The sequence below is a fragment of the Haemophilus sp. HMSC066D02 genome (assembly GCF_001810545.1).
Lineage (GTDB): Bacteria > Pseudomonadota > Gammaproteobacteria > Enterobacterales > Pasteurellaceae > Haemophilus_D.
Genome location: NZ_KV801804.1, coordinates 135960 through 156997, shown reverse-complemented (window position 1 = coordinate 156997; position 21038 = coordinate 135960). Strand labels below are relative to the sequence as shown.

Annotated in this window: 19 protein-coding genes and 1 pseudogene; 10 read left to right on the top strand and 10 right to left on the bottom strand. The window is 39.4% G+C overall.

Features of this window, described 5'->3' with window-relative positions; translation table 11 throughout:
- The first annotated feature begins 1 nt into the window (after position 1).
- Positions 2-949: a ribose-phosphate pyrophosphokinase gene (locus tag HMPREF2750_RS00960; RefSeq protein WP_005698775.1), complete on the top strand. Its 948-nt coding sequence runs from the start codon at positions 2-4 to the stop codon at positions 947-949.
- A gap of 322 nt (positions 950-1271) precedes the next feature.
- Here the strand turns inward: HMPREF2750_RS00960 and mdh are convergent, their stop codons facing one another.
- On the bottom strand, positions 1272-2207 hold the full coding sequence (gene mdh, locus HMPREF2750_RS00955) for a malate dehydrogenase (RefSeq protein ID WP_005698784.1): 936 nt from the start codon (positions 2205-2207) through the stop codon (positions 1272-1274).
- Positions 2208-2393: 186 nt separating this feature from the next.
- Between mdh and argR the strand changes: the two genes are divergently transcribed.
- Complete coding sequence (gene argR / locus HMPREF2750_RS00950) at positions 2394-2849, top strand: transcriptional regulator ArgR (RefSeq protein WP_070582228.1); 456 nt, start codon at positions 2394-2396, stop codon at positions 2847-2849.
- The gene (locus HMPREF2750_RS00945) at positions 2849-3733 is read left to right on the top strand and encodes a TIGR01777 family oxidoreductase (protein ID WP_070582227.1); all 885 of its coding nucleotides are present in this window, start codon (positions 2849-2851) and stop codon (positions 3731-3733) included. Before argR ends, HMPREF2750_RS00945 begins: the two co-directional genes overlap by 1 nt.
- A 46-nt stretch (positions 3734-3779) precedes the next feature.
- Here HMPREF2750_RS00945 and folC read toward each other — a convergent pair whose 3' ends face one another.
- The 4 genes and pseudogenes from folC to rplY all read right to left on the bottom strand — a co-directional run bounded on the left by folC (position 3780) and on the right by rplY (position 7229).
- Complete coding sequence (folC, locus tag HMPREF2750_RS00940) at positions 3780-5084, bottom strand: bifunctional tetrahydrofolate synthase/dihydrofolate synthase (protein WP_070582466.1); 1305 nt, start codon at positions 5082-5084, stop codon at positions 3780-3782.
- Between the two features lie 4 nt (positions 5085-5088).
- Positions 5089-5979 carry an acetyl-CoA carboxylase, carboxyltransferase subunit beta gene (gene accD, locus HMPREF2750_RS00935; protein ID WP_049356505.1) on the bottom strand — a complete coding sequence of 297 codons (891 nt, stop codon included), beginning with the start codon at positions 5977-5979 and terminating at the stop codon, positions 5089-5091.
- 65 nt (positions 5980-6044) lie between these two features.
- Positions 6045-6838: pseudogene (gene truA, locus HMPREF2750_RS00930) on the bottom strand (tRNA pseudouridine(38-40) synthase TruA).
- 103 nt (positions 6839-6941) lie between these two features.
- The gene (gene rplY, locus HMPREF2750_RS00925) at positions 6942-7229 is read right to left on the bottom strand and encodes a 50S ribosomal protein L25 (RefSeq protein ID WP_014065570.1); all 288 of its coding nucleotides are present in this window, start codon (positions 7227-7229) and stop codon (positions 6942-6944) included.
- Between the two features lie 226 nt (positions 7230-7455).
- Here rplY and HMPREF2750_RS00920 point away from each other — a divergent pair, with 226 nt between their 5' ends.
- On the top strand, positions 7456-8064 hold the full coding sequence (locus tag HMPREF2750_RS00920; protein ID WP_070582226.1) for a DedA family protein: 609 nt from the start codon (positions 7456-7458) through the stop codon (positions 8062-8064).
- Between the two features lie 69 nt (positions 8065-8133).
- Here the strand turns inward: HMPREF2750_RS00920 and HMPREF2750_RS00915 are convergent, their stop codons facing one another.
- The gene (locus tag HMPREF2750_RS00915; RefSeq protein ID WP_070582225.1) at positions 8134-8745 is read right to left on the bottom strand and encodes a riboflavin synthase; all 612 of its coding nucleotides are present in this window, start codon (positions 8743-8745) and stop codon (positions 8134-8136) included.
- A gap of 45 nt (positions 8746-8790) precedes the next feature.
- Between HMPREF2750_RS00915 and HMPREF2750_RS00910 the strand changes: the two genes are divergently transcribed.
- The gene (locus tag HMPREF2750_RS00910; RefSeq protein WP_070582224.1) at positions 8791-10188 is read left to right on the top strand and encodes an MATE family efflux transporter; all 1398 of its coding nucleotides are present in this window, start codon (positions 8791-8793) and stop codon (positions 10186-10188) included.
- Between the two features lie 66 nt (positions 10189-10254).
- On the opposite strand, the gene HMPREF2750_RS00905 is transcribed toward HMPREF2750_RS00910, so the two are convergent.
- Together HMPREF2750_RS00905 and rng are read right to left on the bottom strand one after the other, a co-directional pair.
- On the bottom strand, positions 10255-10605 hold the full coding sequence (locus HMPREF2750_RS00905) for an Imm8 family immunity protein (RefSeq protein ID WP_049373971.1): 351 nt from the start codon (positions 10603-10605) through the stop codon (positions 10255-10257).
- A gap of 441 nt (positions 10606-11046) precedes the next feature.
- Positions 11047-12522: a ribonuclease G gene (rng, locus tag HMPREF2750_RS00895; protein ID WP_049373973.1), complete on the bottom strand. Its 1476-nt coding sequence runs from the start codon at positions 12520-12522 to the stop codon at positions 11047-11049.
- Between the two features lie 117 nt (positions 12523-12639).
- Between rng and putP the strand changes: the two genes are divergently transcribed.
- Both putP and cmoB read left to right on the top strand, forming a co-directional pair.
- Positions 12640-14160 carry a sodium/proline symporter PutP gene (gene putP / locus HMPREF2750_RS00890; RefSeq protein WP_070582223.1) on the top strand — a complete coding sequence of 507 codons (1521 nt, stop codon included), beginning with the start codon at positions 12640-12642 and terminating at the stop codon, positions 14158-14160.
- Positions 14153-15118 (top strand): tRNA 5-methoxyuridine(34)/uridine 5-oxyacetic acid(34) synthase CmoB, encoded by a 966-nt coding sequence (gene cmoB / locus HMPREF2750_RS00885; protein ID WP_070582222.1) that lies wholly within the window; start codon positions 14153-14155, stop codon positions 15116-15118. Before putP ends, cmoB begins: the two co-directional genes overlap by 8 nt.
- A gap of 59 nt (positions 15119-15177) precedes the next feature.
- Here the strand turns inward: cmoB and rlmM are convergent, their stop codons facing one another.
- A complete protein-coding gene (gene rlmM, locus HMPREF2750_RS00880; protein WP_070582221.1) occupies positions 15178-16266 on the bottom strand; it encodes a 23S rRNA (cytidine(2498)-2'-O)-methyltransferase RlmM in 1089 nt (362 codons plus the stop codon).
- Positions 16259-17152 carry a transcriptional regulator GcvA gene (locus HMPREF2750_RS00875; RefSeq protein ID WP_070582220.1) on the bottom strand — a complete coding sequence of 298 codons (894 nt, stop codon included), beginning with the start codon at positions 17150-17152 and terminating at the stop codon, positions 16259-16261. Before HMPREF2750_RS00875 ends, rlmM begins: the two co-directional genes overlap by 8 nt.
- A gap of 484 nt (positions 17153-17636) precedes the next feature.
- Between HMPREF2750_RS00875 and HMPREF2750_RS00870 the strand changes: the two genes are divergently transcribed.
- From HMPREF2750_RS00870 to oadA, 3 genes are all read left to right on the top strand, one after another.
- The gene (locus HMPREF2750_RS00870) at positions 17637-18668 is read left to right on the top strand and encodes a branched-chain amino acid aminotransferase (RefSeq protein ID WP_049362750.1); all 1032 of its coding nucleotides are present in this window, start codon (positions 17637-17639) and stop codon (positions 18666-18668) included.
- Between the two features lie 288 nt (positions 18669-18956).
- On the top strand, positions 18957-19223 hold the full coding sequence (locus tag HMPREF2750_RS00865; RefSeq protein WP_070582465.1) for an oxaloacetate decarboxylase subunit gamma: 267 nt from the start codon (positions 18957-18959) through the stop codon (positions 19221-19223).
- Positions 19224-19238: 15 nt separating this feature from the next.
- Positions 19239-21029, top strand: coding sequence for a sodium-extruding oxaloacetate decarboxylase subunit alpha (gene oadA, locus HMPREF2750_RS00860; RefSeq protein ID WP_070582219.1), 1791 nt, complete (start codon positions 19239-19241; stop codon positions 21027-21029).
- The last annotated feature ends 9 nt before the right edge of the window (positions 21030-21038 follow it).

Genomic DNA, 21038 nt, shown 5'->3' with positions numbered 1-21038 from the left:
AATGCCAGACATTAAACTCTTTGCTGGAAATGCTACGCCTGAGCTAGCGAAAAAGATTTCTGAACGTCTTTACATTTCATTAGGCGATGCCACCGTTGGACGCTTTAGCGATGGTGAAATCCAAGTGCAAATTAATGAAAATGTGCGTGGTGCAGACGTGTTTATTATTCAATCCACTTGTGCACCAACGAATGACAACCTGATGGAATTGATTGTAATGGTTGATGCTTTACGTCGTGCATCTGCCGGCCGTATTACTGCCGTTGTTCCTTATTTTGGTTATGCTCGTCAAGATCGTCGTGTACGTTCTGCTCGAGTGCCAATCACTGCAAAAGTGGTAGCTGATTTACTTTCAACTGTAGGGATTGACCGCGTATTAACTTGTGACTTACACGCAGAGCAAATCCAAGGTTTCTTTGATGTACCAGTTGATAACGTATTCGGTTCACCGGTTTTACTTGATGATATCTTGAAGAAAACCGATCTCGTCAATCCTATCGTTGTTTCTCCTGATATCGGCGGTGTGGTTCGTGCACGTGCAGTCGCGAAATTATTAAATGATACAGAGATGGCGATTATCGATAAACGTCGTCCACGCGCAAATGTATCACAAGTTATGCATATTATCGGGGATGTTGCAGATCGTGATTGTATCCTTGTGGATGATATGATTGATACAGGTGGTACATTATGTAAAGCGGCTGAAGCATTAAAAGAACGCGGTGCAAAACGCGTATTTGCTTACGCAACCCACGCCGTATTCTCTGGCGCTGCAGCGCAACATTTAGCAAGCGATGCGATTGATGAAATCGTGGTAACGGATACTGTTCCACTTTCACCTGAAATGAAAGCGCTTGGTAAAGTGCGCGTGCTTACCCTTTCAACGATGCTAGCTGAAGCAATTCGTCGTATCAGCAATGAAGAATCTATTTCAGCAATGTTTGAATAATTCTTTCGCTTAGTATTCGTTTTATAAAGTGCGGTCAGAAAATCCAGTGTTTTTTGACCGCACTTTTTTATGCTTAGACTAAAAATAAGGCAAAAAAAGTGCCCCACTGGGGCACTACTCGGAAAGCAAAATAGATGTCGGCTATTTAAAAATAGCACTTGTTTTTAGTGATTTAAGAATACGGCAAAGTCCTTTATATTGCAAATAGCAATGTTCAAATTTGTGAGCTAAATCACGCTTTTTCTTCACTTTTTTATGTTTAATCATTTTCGTATAAAAAAAGAGGAGCATACAGCTCCTCTTCTCTAGAAATAGAATTAAATTAACCGTTAATAAATTTTTCGCCTAATTCAATATCTGCACGCAATGTTGGTAACATTGCTTCTAAAGCTTCTTGTTCAAATTTGCTTAAGGTACCGATTGGTAAAATTTCTTCTACACCTTCTTTACCTAAACGAACTGGTTGAGCGAAGAAACGTGCATATTTACCGTCACCTTCTACATAAGTACATTCAACCACAGTTTCGCCACTTAAGCCTTTCACTAATGAACGCGCAAAACGTGCTGCCGCTTGAGCCATAGAAAGTGTCGCAGAACCGCCACCCGCTTTTGCTTCAACCACTTCAGTACCTGCATTTTGGATACGTTTTGTTAATGGTGCAATTTCCTCTTCTTTCCATTCAGCATATTGAACTTGTGAAAGTAATGGAAGAATGGTTACACCTGAGTGTCCACCAATAACGGGTACACTTGTACGAGAAACATTTAAGCCTTTTAATTCTGATACGAATGTTTCAGAACGTAACACGTCTAAAGTGGTGACACCGAATAATTTACGTTTGTCATAAACACCCGCTTTTTTCAATACTTCTGCAGCAATCGCAACAGTCGTGTTCACAGGGTTGGTAATAATGCCTACACAAGCTTTTGGACATGTTTTTGCAACATGTTCAATTAAGTTACGCACGATACCCGCATTAATATTGAAAAGATCTGAACGATCCATACCCGGTTTACGTGCTACCCCTGCAGAAATTAAAACGACATCAGCACCTTTAAGTGCAGGTGTTGGATCTTCTCCCGCAAAACCTTCCACTTTAACCGCTGTTGGAATATGACTCACATCTTTAGCCACACCTGGTGTCACTGGTGCAATATCATAAAGTGCTAATTCACTTTCAGCGGGTAATTGTAATTTAAGTAATAAGGCTAATGCTTGACCAATACCGCCTGCTGCGCCTAATACTGCAACTTTCATAAAATACTCCTCATGTATTAATTAATCCTAACTAGGTAGAATTTTAAAGTGTTAGTCATTAAATTACAAACAGAGAAATTCAATAATGCGATCTAGCTCAAACTTTTCAAACGGCAAATTTATTTTAATTGCCTAAAATGAATTTTTATGCAATTCTTATGCAAATTCCCCTATACGAGAATAACTATGTCAGATCAATTAACTAAAGCATTTAAAGAACTGCTCAATCAAGAACGATTTGCTTCTCAAAGTGAAATTGTTGAAGCCTTAAAAAAACAAGGATTTCAAAGCATTAACCAGTCTAAAGTTTCACGCATGCTAAGTAAATTTGGCGCAGTTCGTGCAAGAAATACGAAAATGGAAATGGTGTATTGCTTGCCAAGTGAATTAAGTGTACCCGCTACTAGCAGCCCATTAAAAAATTTGGTTTTGGATATTGATCACAATGATTTCGTTATCGTCATTAAAACCTCTCCAGGCGCTGCACAGTTGATTGCTCGATTATTGGATTCCATTGGTAAACCCGAAGGTATTTTGGGCACGATTGCGGGGGATGACACCATTTTTGTGACACCAACAAAAGACACAACAATTAAATCGCTTCTAGAGCAAATTCAAACGCTTTTTGAAAGCAGTCTATAATGAATATCTTAGTAACCGGTGGAACGGGATTTGTTGGGAAACCTTTAGTTGAATCGCTACTTTTACGTGGTGATAGCGTTACAGTACTGACTCGCTCTATTGAAAAAGCCCAAGCTGTTTTTTCTGAAAAAACACCGCAATTTTTGACCGCACTTTCCACCCTCAAAAATTTGAATGCCTTTGATGCAGTTATTAATCTTGCCGGTGAGCCAATCTTCGATAAAAGATGGACAGTTCAACAAAAAGAGAAACTGCGTCATAGCCGCATTGATTTAACACAGCAGATTGTTCAACTTATTAACCAAAGTGAACATCCTCCAGTCTTGATTTCAGGTTCTGCAACCGGAATTTATGGAAACTGTGGTAACGAGCAGATCACTGAAAACACAAATCCAAGTACTCAATTTACCGCACAGCTTTGTATTGATTGGGAAAATGCGGCAAAGCAAGCCAATACCAGAGTCTGTTTAGTGAGAACCGGATTAGTACTTTCTCTAAAAGGCGGGGCTTTTGCTAAAATTCTACCACTCTATCGCTTTGGGCTAGGCGGAAAATTAGGGAATGGTGAGCAATATTGGAGCTGGATCGCATTAGAGGATATGGTAGAAGGCCTTCTCTTTTTACTTGATCATAATAATTGTGAAGGTCCATTTAATTTTACTGCGCCACATCCTGTTAAAAACAAAACCTTTAACCAATTATTAGGTAAAGCATTACATCGTCCTTGTTTTGCTCAAGTACCTCAATTTTTATTAACTACTATTCTAGGCGAGCGCGCTTGCATTCTTTTAGACAGCCAAAATGTCTATCCAAAACATTTACAGGATTGTGGGTTTACATTCCAATACTCAGAATTAAGTGATTATTTCCATAATATACTTTAAAAACAAAAGGCTGGTCAAAACCAGCCTTCATTATTTTTCATATCTATTATGCTAAATATTCTAAAAATTCCCCTACGGTGTGGAAAGATCCAAATACCAGCACAATGTCATCTTTATCCGCAGTTTTAACCGCTCTTTTCACCCCTTCAACAACAGAATCTTCAGAAACACTTCTTGCTGATGGATAAACTGATGTTAATTTTGTATTTAAGTCATCACCCGATTGACCACGGTAACCGCCTAATGTGACACAATGCCATTGGTCAATAACGGAAGTAAGTTGGGTAAACACCGACTCGGCATCTTTATCTTTTAACATTCCGCAAACGGCAATAATTCGACCTGATATTTGTGTCTTAAGTGCGGTCAATTTTTCGGCTAAATATTTTGCCGCATGAGGATTATGCCCAACATCAATGATCACTTTTGGCAACTGTGAATAAGGTACATTCAAGCGATCTGCCAATTTTTCTAGCTGATAACCTTTCAATTGTTGGAAACGACCAACTAATTCCACTTCAATTAATGAACGTTTAATGGTCTCAACAGAAATATCAAAAGGCAGCTGTTCAACGGCAGCCAAAGCTGTTGCGGCATTAGCTAATGGAATTTGGCAAAACGGCAAATTTTCTAACCGCACTTTATTACTCTGCCACATCCAAGTTTGCTCATTAGCTTTAAACGACCAAGTGACATCTCGGCGTGAAACGAGACAATGTAATTTCTCCGCTTGTTCTAACATAGGTTGCGGAACATTTGGTTCGCCGATTACAACCGGTTTATTCGCACGGAAAATCCCCGCTTTTTCAAAGCCAATTTCTTCGCGAGTTGACCCAAGAAAATCCGTATGATCAATATCAATACTGGTGATAACCGCCAGATCATTATCGACAATATTGGTTGCATCTAAGCGTCCACCAAGCCCTACTTCTAAAATAACCACATCAAGCTTCGCTTGTTTAAATAAATGCAAAGCCGACAATGTGCTAAATTCAAAATAAGTGAGGGATTGCGTTTTACGCTTTTCGATGAAATCAAAAGAAGCAGTATGCATTTCATCTGGCAAGTCTTGATTTTGAATACGAACACGTTCGTTATAACGCAATAAATGAGGGGAAGAATACACACCCACACGCAAACCGTGATTTAACAAAATAGTTTCAAGCAAACGACAAGTCGTGCCTTTACCATTTGTGCCCCCCACCGTGATCACATAAGGTGCGGGATTCAAAAGATCCAATTCTTCTGCCACGGATTTAATACGCTCCAGCCCTAAATCAATAGCCTTAAAGTGACTATTTTCCAAATAAGAAAGCCACTCAGCGAGTGGCGAAGTGGCTTTTAAATTTATTGTATTACTCATGTTCAACAACTTCTACTTCAACAAAAGGTGAAGGTTGATTGGTGAGTTTGCTCAAAAGGTTTCCAAGGGTTGAACGCATTTCTGAACGTTTCACGATCATATCAATCGCCCCTTTCTCGAGTAAGAATTCACTACGTTGGAAGCCTTCTGGTAATTTTTCACGTACGGTTTGTTCAATAACACGTGGGCCTGCAAAACCGATTAATGCTTTTGGTTCAGCAATGTTCACATCACCTAACATCGCAAAACTTGCAGATACACCACCTAATGTCGGATCCGTTAATACGGAAATAAACGGCACGCCTTTTTCACGCATTTTCGCTAATACCGCACTGGTTTTTGCCATTTGCATTAATGAGAAAAGTGCTTCTTGCATACGTGCGCCGCCACTTGCAGAGAAACATACAAATGGACAGTTTAATTCAATGGCTTTTTCTGCCGCTTTTACAAATTTTGAACCCACAACAGAGCCCATTGAACCGCCCATAAAACTGAAGTTAGATGCAGCGACAACTACAGGCATATTGTAAAGTGTACCCGTCATTGTGATTAACGCATCTTTTTCACCGGTTTCTTTTTGTGCAGCAGTAATACGATCTTTATATTTTTTTAAATCTTTAAATTTAAGAATATCTTTTGGTTCTAAATCAGCCGACAATTCTTGGCTTGAACCCTCATCTAATAAAGCTAAAAGGCGCTCACGAGCATCAATGCGCATATGATGGCCGCATTTTGGGCAAACATGTAAATTACGTTTTACTTCTTCGCCGTAAAGGACTTGTTCGCAAGAGGTACATTTTGTCCAAACCCCTTCTGGCACGTTTGCTTTACGTGATGTAGCGGAAGAGGTTCCTTTGCTAAAAATTTTATCAATCCAGCTCATTTTTTACCTTTTTTATTAACTAGAAAAGTTTGCGTATTTAATCATAATTTAGCGAAATTTGCTAGTCAGATGAGATTATCTTCTAAAAACAACGGCCCTAAATTTTTCTGTGGAATCGCAAATTTTTCAGGGTAAATGACATTCACTAAATATAAGCCTTCGGGTTTCGCTGTTGGAGCAGCTAATTTACGATCTTTTTGCTCTAACAACCATTTCATCCACTCAACAGGTTGATTGCCGGCACCGACTTCTATCAAGCTTCCCACAATATTGCGTACCATATGATGCACAAAAGCATTGGCTTGAATATCCACAATAATGTACTGCCCTTTTCGCACCACATTTAAATGATGCACATTTCGCCAAGGGGTATTCGATTGACATTGTGCCGCACGGAAAGAGGAAAAATCATTTTCGCCCAATAAAAACTGCCCCGCTTGGTGCATTTTCTTTTCGTCCAAATCTAAATGGCAATGGGTAATTCCTTCTGGCAAAATGGCTGAACGTAATTTATTACAATATAAAATATAACGATAACGACGCGCGGTTGCCGAAAACGGGCATGAAATTCATCATTCACCACCTTTGCCCAACTCACAGAAATATCATCAGGCAAATTCGCATTGGTACCAAATGCCCAAGCTTTTTCAGGACGAACTGCTGTGGTTTCAAAATGCACGACTTGTCCTGTGCCATGCACTCCAGAGTCTGTTCTGCCCGCACAAAACACTTCAATTTTTTCATTTGCCACAAAAGATAACGCTTTTTCTAATTCTTCTTGCACACTGCGTACTTTCTCTTGTCGCTGCCAGCCACAATACTGTTTTCCGTTATATTCAATGCCTAAGGCTATCTTCATTGGAAAATACTCCTAAAACGATTTCAAATTTGACCGCACTTTTCCCGAAAAGAAAAAACACCAATAACTCATCATTATTGGTGTTCTTATCACAAGCTAAAAATTAAGCACGTTTGAAGTCAATGTGAACCAATTTTGGTTTGAATGGGTGACGTTGCATTGCTTGAACTTTCACTGCAACTTCTTTACCTTCAACCACTAAAGTGATTACATCGCTATAGAAAGAATCGTGAACTTGTGCGTTGTTTAATTCATCGTGATTTAAGATGATTGAAACAGGTGCTTCGCTGCCACCATAAATGATTGCAGGGATTTGACCGTTGTGACGCAGGCGGCGGCTCGCACCCTTACCTTGCGCTTGACGAACTTCAGCGTTAAATTTAAATGCCATTTTAATGTTCTCTTGATTAAAAGTTTAAAATAAAAAATTGCAGGCGACCCAGCAATTTTCCTAAATTTGCTCAAAGACAAACTTTGAGAGCGACGGATTATAAAATATTCAGCCCCACAATGCAAATTTACACGGCAAATTTTTTCTAGGCTTTTCAAGGCAAAGCGATTAAAATAAATCCCAATTTTTAATTAATTTTAACTAACTGATTGTAAGTGGGTTTCAAATGGAATTTCTTATCAGCTTTTTTACCGATTACGGTTATTGGGCGGTGCTATTTGTTCTGATTATTTGTGGCTTTGGTGTACCTATTCCAGAAGATATCACGCTTGTTTCCGGCGGTGTAATAGCTGGTCTCTATCCTGAAAGCGTCAATTCCCACTTAATGTTAGTCGTGAGTATGATTGGCGTACTTGCCGGCGATTCAACCATGTACTGGCTTGGTCGCATTTACGGAACGCGTATTTTACGTTTCCGCCCAATGCGTAAAATCATCACATTAGAACGCCTCAAAATGGTGCGTGAAAAATTTGCCCAATACGGCAACCGTGTTTTATTTGTGGCTCGTTTCCTTCCAGGATTACGCGCACCAATTTATATGGTTTCAGGCATCACCCGCCGTGTCAGCTACACTCGCTTTGTATTCATTGATTTCTGTGCCGCGATTATTTCTGTGCCAATTTGGGTTTACCTTGGCGAATTTGGTGCGAAAAACTTAGATTGGTTACACGAGCAAATTAAAAAAGGCCAACTCGTGATTTATATCCTAATCGGTGTTTTAGCTCTGTACCTATTTTGGAAATGGAAAAAAACGAAGAAATCCAAAGCTAACTAATATCATACAATTCAATAAAAAGTGCGGTAAAAAACAACATTGTTTTCTACCGCACTTTTTTCATTCCAACTAAGCTTTAGCTGCTAAATATCGCTCCACTGTATCCACAATCGCTTGAGTTTGCGGATCGATTTCGATATTCACTAAATCACCAATTTGTCGTTTGCCAATCAGAGTTCTATGTAAGGTTTCAGGAATTAAATTCACGCAGAATTCATCACCTTTCACTTCACCGATGGTAAGGCTTATGCCGTCAATCGCGATAAATCCTTTGGTGAGTATATATTTCATCAAATCTTTGTTAGGTAATTTAAACCAAACCTGACGATTGTTTTCGCTTTCGATAATTTGTGAAACGCTTGCGGTACAATAAACGTGACCAGATAAAATATGACCACCAATTTCAGCGCCCATTTGCATTGCACGTTCGATATTCACAAAATCCCCCGCTTTTAAGCGACCAAGATTGGTGATGCGCAAGGTTTCTTGCATTAGGTCAAAGCTCACAAGATCATCATGAATTTCAGTCACTGTTAAGCACACGCCGTTATTCGCCACTGATGCACCGATTTCTAAGCCTTTTCGCATTTCGGCTGGTAATTTTACGATCTGTGTTCTAAAATTATCGCTATCTTTAATTGCATGAATTTGGGCGATGCCCTGTACAATACCTGTAAACATTATTATTCCTTCATTAAAAATTTTTCCAATATTATAACAAAATTTATGAATTCTCGTCTTTTTTCTCAATACCGTATTGATATTAAAAAACTTATCCGAATTGCGACACCTATCGGGCTTGCCCAGTTAGCTCAAACTGGCATGGGCACCGTGGATGTGATTATGGCGGGGCGTGTGAGCTCGGCTGATGTAGGCGGTGTTGGTATTGGTGCCTCTATTTGGCTACCTTTGGTACTTTTCGGGCAAGGATTATTACTCGCCTTGCCTCCAACAATTTCCTATTTAAATGGTTCAGGGCAGCGCCATCGCATTGCTCACCAAGTGAGACAAGGCCTTTGGATTTCATTTTTAGTGATGATTCCCCTTGCACTCATCATCTATCATAATGATTTCATATTACAGTTCATGAATATGGATGCCCACATGGCTGATGTGACGATGAATTATTTGCGTGCGATGGTATGGGGCTTGCCTGCCTATTTATTGCTGATTAATTTCCGCTGTTTGAATGATGGCATTGCCAAAACAAAACCCGCTATGGTGATTACCTTCATGGGGTTAATGCTGAATATTCCGTTGAATTATATGTTTATTTACGGCAAATTTGGTGCACCGGCATTGGGTGGTGTCGGTTGTGGTGTGGCAACGGCTATTGTTAACTGGGCGATGGCGATCTTGATGATTACCTATTCAGCTAAAAACTATAATGAACGTAGTCTGAAAGTCTTTGAAAAGATTATTGAAAAGCCAGATATCAAAACACTGAAAAAATTGGCCGCACTTGGCTTGCCTATTGCCATTGCGCTGTGTAGTGAAGTCTCACTCTTTGCATTAAGTAGTTTATTACTTTCCCCATTAGGCGCGGATGTGGTCGCCAGCCACCAAATTGCCTTAAACACCAGTGCCGTAGCCTTTATGTTCCCCATGTCTATTGCCATGGCGGCAACCATTTTAGTGGCTCAAGAACTGGGTAATCATGCACCACAAAAAGCCAAAATCATGTCTTACGCCGCTATTATTCTTGGCTTGATTGCGGCAAGTGTATTGGCGTTGGTGATTTGGGTATTTAGTGCAGAGATCGCTACATTGATTGTAGGCGATAATGCCACCGTTATTGCTCTTTCAAGCAGCTTATTAGCGATAGCGGCGATTTATCAATTTTCAGATTCAGTGCAAGTCGTCGTGAGCGGTATTTTACGTGGCTATAAAGACACCAAAATTATCCTTTATATCACATTACTTGCCTATTGGGGCGTAGGTATTCCGGTTGGGTATATTCTTTCACGAACGGATTGGATTGTTCCAAGCATCGGCGCAAAAGGTTTTTGGGTTGCGTTTATCATTGCCTTAACCATTGCTGCGGCTTTACTCTTTATTCGGATGCGAAAAATCCAATCACAATCTGATGAAGCCATTATTCAACAGTTAGAAAGATTGAAGTAGTTAAAGTAAAAAGTGCGGTCAATTTTGACCGCACTTTTTATTCTTGAATTTAAAATTTGATGCTTTTTAAACTTCTCTATACCCTTCATATTCCCAATCAAAATATTTTTGTAACTGAATAACAATATCATCCCAGGTTTCTCCTGATATACTATTTATCATGAGTGACAAATAATTTTCTATGTCATCTAATGTTTTCAGAGCAACAACCATTCCTTTATTTATCACCAAGACCTTTTCTCTTTGCACCATTCCTACATTAAAAACATTAGTATAAAAATAGTCACTCCCAGAATTTCCTTTTGTTCCTATTGCTAATGTTAAATTTAAGCAATAAGCTGGCTTAAGAACTAGTAAGGATGCCTCATCCCTCATCGAAAAGCCATAATCAATCCATTTTAAATCAGCTATAAGCATTTACTTCCCCTATGAACTCTAAACTATACGTTTTATAAATGAAAACTTATCAACAAGCAATTAAAAACTAACATCAGAAAATTTATGCCATTTAAAAGTAAAAAATAATTTGTACAGAGTACTTTCACACACAAATATAAAGTGCTCCATCATGCTATTTTGTTTTTCTTTTAGTTGTTAGAAATATAATAGGAAGAATGAGAATATGAAGTTTCAAACTTGCTACTATTGCCTCTTTTGCTAGAAGAACATAATTTATGTTATTAACTCCCGAATCAAATTGCACATAAAAAATAGCAACAAAATAAATCAAAGAAAAAGCCAGAATACTCACAAAATATCCAAAAACATATTTCATTATTCTATTACCTTTGAGTCACTCATATTCTATCTAAGTTTAAGGATAAAAAGTGCGGTCAAAATTGACCGCACTTTTGTCTTTTACATCACTACTACATCAAATTGTTCTTGGTTGTAGTACTGTTCTGTTTTGACTTGAACCTGTTTGCTGATGAACATTTCAATCTCTGGCAATAAACCGTGAGATTCTTCTTTGATTAAGTAATCCGCCACAGCAGGAGACGCATACACCACAAATTGTTCACTCGAGAATAAGTGGTTAACACGAATGATCTCACGCATAATTTCGTAACATACTGTTTCGACGGTTTTCACACGTCCACGACCTTGACAAGTTGGGCATTCATCACACAATACATGCTCTAAACTTTCGCGAGTACGTTTACGCGTCATTTCCACTAGGCCAAGTTGAGTAAAGCCATTTACATTGGTTTTTACGCGATCTTTCGATAGGGCCTCTTCCAAGGATTCAATCACGCGATTGCGATGCTCATCGGTTTGCATATCAATAAAATCAATAATGATAATACCGCCTAAATTACGTAGTTGTAGCTGCTGAGCAATAGCTTTAGTGGCTTCAATATTGGTGTTAAAAATGGTTTCATCTAAATTTCGATGACCAACGAATGCTCCCGTATTGATATCAATGGTCGTCATGGCTTCGGTTTGCTCAATAATGAGATAGCCGCCTGATTTTAAATTCACGCGTTTCTCTAAGGCATTTTGAATACCACGTTCTACGCCATAAATATCAAAAATCGGCTGACTGCCCGTATAAAGCATTAATTTTTCACTCAATTCAGGCATAAATTCATCGGTAAATTCTTTCACTTCGTTAAAACAAAGTTTGGAATCGATATGAATTTTCTCTAAATTGGCGCCGATAAAATCACGTAAAATACGCTGTGGTAATGCAGGCTCGCCATAAATTTTAGAACGAGTTGGATATTTGCCTTTACGCTCAAGCACTTTACGCCATAAACGTTTTAAAAATTCTGCATCTTGATGCAATTCTTCTTCTGTTGCACCTTCGGTAGCAGTACGAATAATAAAGCCGCCTAACTCATCACAAAAAGGCTCAACTAACGCTTTTAGTCTTGCGCGTTCTTCTTCGCTTTCAATACGTTGCGAGACACCAACATGGCTATTTTCTGGCATAAAGACGAGATAACGAGAAGGTAATGTAATATCGGTAGTTAATCTTGCACCTTTAGTGCCCAAAGGATCTTTTACCACTTGGACTACGATATCCTGCCCTTCGCGTACGAGTTCAGAAATGCTTTTTGCTCGGAATTGCTTTTGCTCGTTCACATCCACACATTCGGTATGTGAAACAATATCGGAAGCGTGTAAAAATGCGGCTTTTTCTAAACCGATATCCACAAATGCGGACTGCATTCCCGGTAAAACACGGGTTACTCGTCCTTTATAGATATTCCCCACGATGCCACGTTTGGCTTGACGTTCAATATGAACTTCTTTTAAAACGCCCGTTTCCACCAACGCAACGCGAGTTTCATTGGGCGTAACATTCATTAATAATTCAACAGAATCCATTTTTTCGACCTTAGTTTTAATGGTATAAGTCTATCGAAAAGGAAAATAGAATAATAGACCCAAATAAGGTAAAATATGACCTTTCTCAAATTTTCATGACTTTTTTTGGGGTACTTAATGTTTGGTTTAGACCCAACTCTTATTACTTTTAGTATTTATATTTTCGGCATGATTTTAATCGGTGTCCTTGCCTATTATTATACAAACAACTTATCCGATTACATTTTAGGTGGCCGTAAACTCGGAAGTTTTGTGACAGCCATGTCTGCTGGCGCATCTGATATGTCAGGCTGGTTATTAATGGGCTTGCCAGGTGCGGTATATGTGTCTGGCCTAGTAGAAGGTTGGATCGCCATTGGTTTAATTCTCGGAGCTTATTTTAACTGGTTACTCGTGGCTGGTCGTTTACGGATCTATACCGAATTTAACAACAATGCTCTCACACTACCGGAATATTTCCACCATCGCTTTGGCACATCACATAATCTCTTAAAAATTGTGTCTGCAACAATCATCTTAGCATTCTTCACGATTTACTGTGCCTCAGGTGTGGTTGCGGGAGCAAAATTATTCCAAAACCTATTCTCAGTCGACTATTCCACCGCCATTTGGTACGGCGCATTAGCGACCATCGTCTATACCTTTATCGGTGGATTTTTAGCTGTAAGCTGGACGGATACCATTCAAGCCACATTGATGATTTTTGCACTGATTTTAACGCCTCTCTTTATCTTTTTAAGTTTGGGTGATGCATCACAATTTACTGAAGTGTTACATCAAGCAGAAATCGCAGCAAATAAAGACTTTACTGATTTATTTAGTTCAACTACACCATTAGGTTTATTAAGTTTAGCGGCTTGGGGCTTAGGTTATTTTGGTCAACCGCATATCCTTGCGCGTTTTATGGCAGCTTATTCGGTGAAATCATTAATCAAAGCACGCCGTATTAGTATGACATGGATGGTGATTTGTCTAGCCGGTGCAATTGGTATCGGTTTCTTCGGTATCCCTTATTTCTTTGCGAATCCTGGTGTTGCGAGCGTAGTAAATAATGAACCAGAACAAGTGTTTATTGAACTGGCTAAATTACTCTTTAATCCATGGATTGCCGGTATTCTACTGTCTGCAATTTTAGCAGCAGTAATGAGCACACTTTCCGCACAATTATTAATTTCTTCAAGCTCTATTACTGAAGATTTTTATAAAGGGTTTATTCGTCCAAAAGCCGCTGAAAAAGAATTAGTTTGGTTAGGTCGTGCAATGGTTTTAGTTATCGCGGGCATTGCCATTTGGATTGCACAAGATGAAAACAGCAAAGTATTAAAACTCGTTGAATTTGCCTGGGCAGGGTTTGGTTCTGCATTTGGTCCGGTCGTGCTTTTCTCCTTATTCTGGAAACGCATGACTTCATCAGCGGCGATGGCAGGCATGATTGTTGGCGCAGTGGTTGTTTTTGCTTGGAAATCGGTGATTCCTGAAACCAGTGAATGGTTTAATGTGTATGAAATGATCCCGGGATTCATCCTTGCTAGCCTGGCGATTATTGTGGTTTCCCTCCTTTCTGCAGAACCTGAAAATGAAGTTAAAGAAACTTTTGAGAAAGCAGAAAAAGCCTATAAGGAAGCAAATAATGATTGATTTTCGTCCTTTTTATCAACAAATTGCCACCACAAATTTATCTGCTTGGCTAGAAACATTGCCTTTGCAATTAAAAGAATGGGAAAAACAAACCCATGGTGATTATGCTAAATGGTCAAAAATCGTGGACTTTCTTCCTGATTTGCAGGCAGATACCATCGATTTAAAAAATGCAGTGAAATCTGACCGCACTTCCCCACTTTCAGAGGGCGAAAAACAACGTATTATTCATCATTTGAAACAATTAATGCCATGGCGAAAAGGACCTTATCATTTATTTGATATTCACGTGGATTGCGAATGGCGTTCTGATTTCAAATGGGATCGTGTCTTGCCTCATCTTGCTCCATTAAAAGAGCGTACCATTTTAGATGTAGGCTGTGGTAGCGGCTACCATATGTGGCGAATGGTTGGTGAAGGTGCAAAAATGGTGGTAGGTATTGATCCAACCGAACTTTTCCTTTGCCAATTTGAAGCCGTTCGAAAATTATTAAATAACGATCGTCGAGCTAACTTAATCCCATTAGGTATTGAAGAAATGCAACCACTTGCGGCATTTGATACGGTATTCTCAATGGGTGTGCTTTATCATCGTAAATCACCGCTTGATCACCTCACACAGCTAAAAAATCAATTAGTAAAAGGTGGCGAGCTCGTCTTAGAAACCTTAGTAGTTGATGGCGATGTCAATACGGTATTAGTGCCTTCAGATCGCTATGCAAAAATGAAGAACGTATATTTTATTCCTTCTGTTGCTGCACTCATTAATTGGTTGGAAAAAGTCGGCTTTACTAATGTGCGTTGTGTGGATGTCGCCACCACGACATTAGAAGAACAGCGTAAAACGGATTGGTTAGAAAATGAAAGTTTGATTGATTTCTTAGATCCAAATGATCACAGTAAAACCATCGAAGGCTATCAAGCTCCAACTCGTGCAGTGATTTTAGCCAATAAATAATTGCTTAAATAAAAGAGCGGCCAAAAAAATCCTATGTTTTTTGACCGCGCTTTGCTTTTCTATTTTAAGGCAATATGCACCGTAATCTCTTCGCGATCGTGATACAAATGCTTAGCCTGAATATCAAATTCCAGTTCTTTTTCTGTCAACATCACTGCAAGATTTTCTAAGCACAACATCACTTCTTGATAGCGTTTTTTCATTGGCAATTTCAAGTTAAAAATAGTTTCTCGGCACCAGCCGTTAATCAACCATTTCCCTATTAAATTCGCAATCCGACTTGGTTGCTCCACCATGTCACACACAAGCCAATCGATATGCTTACGTTTTGGTGGTTGGAATTTAAATCCGTCTTCTGGGCAATGTTCTATTCTGCCAGTATCATGCAAACTGGCCGCCATTTTGCCGTGATCAACTGCATACACAAATAAACCACGTTTCACTAATTGATAGGTCCACCCGCCAGGGCAAGCACCGAGATCAACGCCAACCATACTTTCATTTAAGCGTTTACTTTCTTCATTTCGAGGAATAAAGGTTAAAATCGCTTCTTCCAATTTTAAAGTTGAACGGCTTGGCGCATCCGCTGGAAATTTCAAACGTGGTATCCCCATAAAATGGGTAGAGTTATTGCCAAGATAGGAATACCCTACATAGCAGCAATTCGGCTGAATGAAAAAACAATGTAAAATCTGACCGCGCTTTGCATTCGGCTTACCTTGTAACCAACCTTGTTTTTTCAACGCTTGGCGTAACGGCACGGTAAATTTTCGGCAAAATGTCGAAAGCTCTTTAGCTTCATTGGTATCTGCTGTTTCGACAAATAGCTCTACCGCTTGCTTAAGATTAATGTCTTCTGCAATGCGTTTATATTGAGCAAGAATTGGCGAGATACGATCTTGAGGATCGAGATTTTCTAAGAAATCTGAAATAACGATCATTTGACGCGCAAAAATCAAACGATTAAAAGGGATTTCCCTCGCTAAGCGATCCGCATCGCCTGGTTGATAGCATTCAAAAATGACATAACCGCTATTTTCTACTACACGAGCAAAACCAAATACACCACGCTCAGAAGCTCGGTCGGTAATTTCTGCAGCGACTTCTTTTTCAAAGCCAATTCGACAATATAAGGCTAATTTATTCATGTTTTCCTAATTTAATTGAATCTTTAATCCATTTTCTAAAGGCTTGAATTTGTTCGTCATCTAAACGATCTAAATGATTAACCACATAGAATGATTTTGGATCCCGCAATTCGGTTGGTAACACAATTTGCAAATGACCGTTTTCAATTTCTTGCTGAGCCAAAATACGATTTGCTAGAGCAATCCCCTGCCCATGAACGGCCGCCTGCAATGCCATAAAGGTGTGGCTAAATAACGGGCCTTGCTGAATATTCAAATCATCTAATTTGAGATAATCCGCCATTGCTTGCCAGTTATCTCGAGTATGCGTATGAATCAGCGTATGCTTTTTCAAATCATTAGGACAACGCACAGGTGTTTTCTCAAGCAATGAAGGCGCAGCCAAAATCACGAGGTTTTCTTCGCCTAAACGATCAACCTGTAAATTTTCCCAATCACCTTTTCCATAATAAATGGCTATATCAATTTCTTTATTCAATAAACCTTCATCTTGATCCACACCCTTCAAGCGTACTTCAATTTCAGGGTGTTGCTTATTAAAATCACTCAAATGTGGCACAAGCCATTGAATACCAAAGGTTTGTGGCACGCTAATTGCCAAATGTGGCTCTGCTTTAAGTGTTAATAAACGTTCAGTTGCTTCATTTAATTTTCGTAAGATTTTATTGATATCAACAAAATAGGCTTTCCCAAATTCTGTCAATTCGAGTGAACGATTTTTACGAATAAAAAGCTCAACACCTAAAAAATCTTCTAATAATTTTATTTGATGGCTCACTGCGGCTTGTGTCACAAAAAGTTCATCTGCCGCTTTTGTGAAGCTTAAATGTCGTGCAGCAGACTCGAAAGACTTCAATGAATTCAAGGGAGGCAAACGTTTATACATAATTCTTCCAAACAGCTAAATTTTAGTTTATAATAACGAAGATTTAATTCGGATTAGTTTTTTTTATGCATCAAATAAAAAAACATCATTTGTCCTTCCATCACCTTCTACCTACAATACACCCATACTTAATGATTGGTAATTCCTTACAAGTTAATGAGTTTCAGACTTAAGTATGATGTTGTGTTTGCATATAGTTCGGTTCTCCGAACTGGAGTAACAATTAAGTTACTCATTTACTTCCTGTATATATTAAAACCATTCTGGTTAAGCGCTGCTCGTTTCGAGCGGCGTTTTTTTTATTCCTGGCATTTTAGCATAAGCAAAATTTTATTTCCTGACCAACTTCACAAATTTAAAAATCCAATAAAAATTTTGAGAAATCACAATATTTTTGTGTTTAAAGGTTTTCATAGTTATCGTAATGGTGTAGATTAACTGCATTTCCATTCATAAAATTATTTATACAAATTAAGGAAGCAAAATGAAAGACTTAGACTGGAACAATCTTGGATTTAGTTATATCAAAACAGATTACCGTTTCATCGCACATTGGAAAGATGGCAAATGGGATGAAGGTAAACTCACCACCGATAATATGCTACATATCCACGAAGGTTCAACTGCTATTCACTACGGTCAACAATGCTTTGAAGGCTTAAAAGCCTATCGTTGTAAAGACGGTTCAATCAACTTATTTCGTCCTGATCAAAATGCAAAACGCATGCAACATACCTCTGATCGCTTATTAATGCCGCAAGTGCCAACAGAATTATTTATCCGTGCTTGTAAAGAAGTGGTGAAAGCAAACCAAGAATGGTTGGGTCCTTACGGATCTGGCGCAACATTATATTTACGTCCATTCCTCTTTGGTACAGGCGCGAATATCGGTGTAAAAACCGCACCTGAATTTATTTTCTCTGTATTCTGCTGCCCTGTTGGCGCTTATTTCAAAGGTGGTTTAGCACCATCTAATTTCATTACGACTGATTACGACCGTGCTGCACCTATGGGAACCGGTGGTGTAAAAGTAGGTGGTAACTACGCAGCAAGTTTGCTTCCACATGAACTAGCCGCAGAAGAAGGTACGCCAGAACGTAAATTCGCTGATGCGATCTATCTCGATCCAAAAACACATACTAAAATTGAAGAAGTGGGTGCGGCAAACTTCTTTGGTATTACCAAAGATAACAAATTTATCACACCAGCATCTGAATCTATTTTACCAAGTATCACTAAATACTCATTACTTCACATTGCAAAAGAGCGTTTAGGTATGGAAGCTATCGAAGGTGATGTGTATATTGATCAACTTGATCAATTTGCAGAAGCGGGAGCTTGTGGTACTGCCGCAGTAATTACGCCAGTAGGCGGTATTCAACACAAAGGTAAATTTCACGTGTTCTATTCAGAAACTGAAGTGGGCCCTGTTACACGTAAACTTTACAACGAGCTAACAGGTATCCAATTCGGTGATGTGGAAGCACCTGAAGGCTGGATTGTAAAAGTAGAATAATTTTCCTTTCTATCAATAAAGCAAGATTCACTTAATTCAAGGACTAAGTTCTGTGACTACAGAGCTTGGTCCTTTTAGTTTTTATAAGCTTTGTATAAGTTATTTCTAATACAGAGATGACTCATTAATAATATTTAGCTCACGCAAAAATATCGTCAAAATCAACTGCACTTTTCACCTTTTCTTGTGTGCCTATATTTCAAATTATGATCTTCATCACAGTTTTATTTGAACAGATCGATTAGAATAAAATTGTCCATTTTTTCAAACAAATAAGGAAGAAAAATGATGACTCCCTCAGCACTTATAGGCGAAGGAATTAACCTGATGTTTTCAGGGATGGGTTTTGTGTTGGTCTTTTTGCTCATTTTAATTTGGGCAATTGGAGTGATGTCTAAACTTATCAATCGATTCTTTCCTGAACCACAACCCGAACCCAAAACTTCCCCAAATTCAACCGCGCTTTCTGCGGCACCAACTGACGATTTTGAGCGTTTACGTCCTGTGATTGCAGCGGCTATCGCACACCATCGCCGTACCCAACAGTTCAAATAACATAAGGATTTTACCATGGCTAAAAAAATTAAAATGACAGAACTGGTGCTTCGTGATGCCCACCAATCACTTTTCGCAACTCGCTTGCGTCTTGATGACATGTTACCAATTGCTCATGAATTAGACGATATTGGTTATTGGTCATTGGAAGCTTGGGGCGGTGCAACATTTGATAGCTGTATTCGCTTTTTAGGTGAAGATCCTTGGGTACGTTTGCGCGAATTGAAAAAAGCCTGTCCAAAAACCCCATTACAAATGTTATTACGTGGTCAGAACCTATTAGGCTATCGTCACTATGCTGACGACGTGGTAGAACGTTTCGTAGAACGTTGTGTAGCGAATGGTATGGATGTTTTCCGCGTATTCGATGCACTCAATGACCCGCGTAATATGAAAGCAGCGTTGCAAGCAGTACGTAAATTTGGTGGTCATGCTCAAGGGACTTTAAGTTATACCACTAGCCCAGTTCATACCATGCAAACCTGGCTTGATACGACTGAACAATTACTTGAAATCGGTATCGATAGCTTGGTCATCAAAGATATGTCAGGTATTTTAAATCCAATGGCGGCAGCAGACTTAGTTCGCGAAATCAAAAAACGTTTTGACGTAGAATTGCATTTACACTGCCACTCAACCACCGGTATGGCAGAAATGGCGTTATTAAAAGCGGTTGAAGCTGGTGTAGATGGTATTGATACGGCAATTTCTTCTATGTCAGGTACTTATGGTCACCCAGCAACTGAATCCCTAGTTGCCACCTTGCAAGGTACTGAGTATGACACCGGTTTAGATATTCCTCGTTTGGAAAAAATTGCTGCCTATTTCCGCAATGTACGTAAAAAATACGCTAAATTTGAAGGCCAATTACGCGGTGTCGATAGTCGTATTTTAGTGGCACAAGTGCCAGGCGGCATGCTCACTAACTTGGAAAACCAATTAAAACAACAAAATGCGTCCGATAAATTAGATTTAGTATTAGAAGAAATCCCACGCGTACGCAAAGATTTGGGTTATATTCCTCTTGTTACACCAACCTCTCAAATTGTTGGTACACAGTCGGTTATTAACGTACTTACAGGCGAACGCTACAAAACTATCGCCAAAGAAACTGCCGGAATTTTAAAAGGTGAATATGGTAAAACACCTGCACCGGTAGATAGTGCGTTGCAAGCTCGCGTATTAGAAGGTGCTGCGCCAGTAACTGACCGTCCAGCCGATCACATTGCACCTGAAATGGCGAAAATTGAAGCTGAAGTTGCTGAACAAGCTAAAGCGAAAGGCGTGAAATTGGCAGACAACGCCGTAGATGATGCTTTAATCGTGGCGCTCTTCCCTCAAATTGCATGGAAATTCTTAGAAAACCGCAACAACCCTGCCGCCTTTGAACCAGCCCCTACCGGCAATGAAAGTGCGGTGGAAAATAAACCTGTTTCTAAAGCTGTACCATCTGCTTCTGGCTCCGCTGTTTATACCGTGGAATTAGAAGGTAAAGCTTTTGTGGTGAAAGTAAGCGAAGGTGGTGATATCTCTCATGTCGCGACTACAGCTCCGCAAGCTGCGCCACAAGCGACTCCTGCTCCAGCAACGGGGGGGACACCAGTAACGGCGCCGATGGCGGGTAATATTTGGAAAGTTGTTGCAACAGAAGGTCAAACTGTAGCAGCTGGCGATGTATTATTCATTCTCGAAGCCATGAAAATGGAAACCGAAGTGAAAGCTGCACAAGCTGGTACCGTACGCGGCATTTGCGTCAAAGCTGGTGATGCTGTCGCGGTAGGTGATACCGTGATGACCTTAGCATAAGGAATGGTC

Bases quoted from the DNA above. Each gene is read 5' to 3' on its own strand.
- HMPREF2750_RS00910 (WP_070582224.1), top strand. From the start codon at position 8,791: ATGAATTCTCGTCTTTTTTCTCAATACCGTATTGATATTAAAAAACTT.
- HMPREF2750_RS00920 (WP_070582226.1), top strand. From the start codon at position 7,456: ATGGAATTTCTTATCAGCTTTTTTACCGATTACGGTTATTGGGCGGTG.
- rlmM (WP_070582221.1), bottom strand. From the start codon at position 16,266: ATGAATAAATTAGCCTTATATTGTCGAATTGGCTTTGAAAAAGAAGTC.
- HMPREF2750_RS00915 (WP_070582225.1), bottom strand. From the start codon at position 8,745: ATGTTTACAGGTATTGTACAGGGCATCGCCCAAATTCATGCAATTAAA.
- HMPREF2750_RS00905 (WP_049373971.1), bottom strand. From the start codon at position 10,605: ATGCTTATAGCTGATTTAAAATGGATTGATTATGGCTTTTCGATGAGG.
- HMPREF2750_RS00870 (WP_049362750.1), top strand. From the start codon at position 17,637: ATGAAAGACTTAGACTGGAACAATCTTGGATTTAGTTATATCAAAACA.
- cmoB (WP_070582222.1), top strand. From the start codon at position 14,153: ATGATTGATTTTCGTCCTTTTTATCAACAAATTGCCACCACAAATTTA.
- putP (WP_070582223.1), top strand. From the start codon at position 12,640: ATGTTTGGTTTAGACCCAACTCTTATTACTTTTAGTATTTATATTTTC.
- accD (WP_049356505.1), bottom strand. From the start codon at position 5,979: ATGAGCTGGATTGATAAAATTTTTAGCAAAGGAACCTCTTCCGCTACA.
- oadA (WP_070582219.1), top strand. From the start codon at position 19,239: ATGGCTAAAAAAATTAAAATGACAGAACTGGTGCTTCGTGATGCCCAC.
- HMPREF2750_RS00865 (WP_070582465.1), top strand. From the start codon at position 18,957: ATGACTCCCTCAGCACTTATAGGCGAAGGAATTAACCTGATGTTTTCA.
- rng (WP_049373973.1), bottom strand. From the start codon at position 12,522: ATGGATTCTGTTGAATTATTAATGAATGTTACGCCCAATGAAACTCGC.
- HMPREF2750_RS00960 (WP_005698775.1), top strand. From the start codon at position 2: ATGCCAGACATTAAACTCTTTGCTGGAAATGCTACGCCTGAGCTAGCG.
- HMPREF2750_RS00875 (WP_070582220.1), bottom strand. From the start codon at position 17,152: ATGTATAAACGTTTGCCTCCCTTGAATTCATTGAAGTCTTTCGAGTCT.
- argR (WP_070582228.1), top strand. From the start codon at position 2,394: ATGTCAGATCAATTAACTAAAGCATTTAAAGAACTGCTCAATCAAGAA.
- HMPREF2750_RS00945 (WP_070582227.1), top strand. From the start codon at position 2,849: ATGAATATCTTAGTAACCGGTGGAACGGGATTTGTTGGGAAACCTTTA.
- rplY (WP_014065570.1), bottom strand. From the start codon at position 7,229: ATGGCATTTAAATTTAACGCTGAAGTTCGTCAAGCGCAAGGTAAGGGT.
- mdh (WP_005698784.1), bottom strand. From the start codon at position 2,207: ATGAAAGTTGCAGTATTAGGCGCAGCAGGCGGTATTGGTCAAGCATTA.